Origin of the sequence: Pseudomonas sp. 18173 (assembly GCF_050432945.1) — a bacterium.
GTDB lineage: Bacteria > Pseudomonadota > Gammaproteobacteria > Pseudomonadales > Pseudomonadaceae > Aquipseudomonas.
Window position 1 is genome coordinate 1 of sequence record NZ_JBKFTN010000064.1, and the last position, 1,851, is coordinate 1,851.

The window sequence follows — 1,851 nt, forward strand, 5'->3', positions numbered from 1 at the left end:
GTGACATACACATAGATGCCCTGGCCCTTGATGTCGTGCGGCACACCGACCACCGCGGCTTCGGCGACTTTCGGGTGGGCGACCATCGCGCTTTCGATCTCGGCGGTGCCCATGCGGTGGCCGGAGACGTTGAGCACGTCGTCCACGCGACCGGTGATCCAGTAGTAACCGTCGGCATCGCGACGGGCGCCGTCACCGGTGAAGTACATGCCGCGGAAGGTCTTGAAGTAGGTGTCGACGAAGCGGTCGTGGTCGCCATACAGCGTACGCGCCTGGCCCGGCCACGAATCGAGAATCACCAGGTTGCCCTCGGCCTCGCCCTCGACGATGTTGCCCAGGTTGTCCACCAGTGCCGGCACCACACCGAAGAACGGCCGTGCCGCCGAACCCGGCTTGAGGGCGTGAGCACCCGGCAGCGGGCTCATCATGTTGCCGCCGGTTTCGGTCTGCCACCAGGTGTCGACGATCGGGCAACGGGATTGGCCGACGTTCTTGTAGTACCAGTCCCAGGCTTCCGGGTTGATCGGCTCGCCGACCGAACCGAGCAGGCGCAGGCTGCTGCCGTCGGCGCCTTCGACAGCCGCCGTGCCGGAGGCCATCATGGCGCGGATCGCGGTCGGTGCGGTGTAGAGGATGTTGACCTGGTGCTTGTCGACGATCTTCGCCACCCGGGTGATGTCCGGGTAGTTCGGCACGCCTTCGAACAGCAGCGTGGTCGCGCCGTTGGCCAGCGGGCCGTAGACGATATAGCTGTGGCCGGTGACCCAGCCGACGTCGGCGGTGCACCAGTAGATTTCACCCGGGCGATAGTCGAACACGCGCTCGTGGGTCATGGCCGCGTACAGCAAGTAACCGCCAGTGGTGTGCTGCACGCCCTTCGGCTTGCCGGTGGAACCGGAGGTGTACAGGATGAACAGCGCTTNTAGATTTCACCCGGGCGATAGTCGAACACGCGCTCGTGGGTCATGGCCGCGTACAGCAAGTAACCGCCAGTGGTGTGCTGCACGCCCTTCGGCTTGCCGGTGGAACCGGAGGTGTACAGGATGAACAGCGCTTCTTCGGCGCCCATCTCTTTCGGCGCGCACACGGTGCCGGCCACTTTCATCAGGTCCTCGAACCAGATGTCGCGATGTTGGTTCCACTTGATGTCGCCACCGGTGCGCTGGCACACGATGACTTTCTGGATGCTGCTGGTTTCCGGGTTGGTCAGCGCGTCGTCGACGTTGGCCTTGAGCGGGATCTTCTTGCCGGCACGGATGCCTTCGTCGGCGGTGATCACCACTTTCGAGCGGCAGTCGATGATGCGACCGGCCAGGGCTTCCGGCGAGAAGCCGCCGAACACCACCGAGTGAATCGCGCCGATCCGGGTACAGGCCAGCATGGCGACCACGGCTTCGGGGATCATCGGCATATAGATAGTCACCACGTCGCCGCGGTGCACGTCCTGGCCACGCAGGGCGTTGGCGAACTTGCAGACTTGCTCGTGCAGTTCACGGTAAGTGATGTTGCGGCTTTCGGCAGGGTCATCGCCCTCCCAGATGATCGCGACCTGATCGCCGCGCTCGGCCAGATGACGGTCCAGGCAGTTGTAGGAAACGTTCAGGGTGCCATCGGCGAACCATTTGATGTCGACATGGTGATCGTCGAAGGACGTCTGCTTCACCGTGGTGAACGGCTTGATCCAGTCGAGGCGCTTGGCTTGCTCGCGCCAGAAGCCGTCCGGGTTGACGACCGACTGCTGGTACATGGCCTTGTAGGTCGCCTCGTCGGTCAGCGTATTGGCCAGAACCTCGGGACGAACGGGATACAGGGAAGCCGCACTCATCTTTCTTACCTCGGTGGAATAGTTGT

2 pseudogenes are annotated in these 1,851 nt (G+C 63.4%); both read right to left on the bottom strand.

Going from position 1 to position 1,851, the window contains the following annotated elements:
* Nucleotides 1-917, bottom strand: a pseudogene (locus ACLD1X_RS29020) (AMP-binding protein); the annotation flags it as partial.
* Nucleotides 918-931: 14 nt separating this feature from the next.
* Nucleotides 932-1,825 (bottom strand): annotated as a pseudogene (locus ACLD1X_RS29025) (AMP-binding protein); the annotation flags it as partial.
* Nucleotides 1,826-1,851 lie beyond the last annotated feature (26 nt).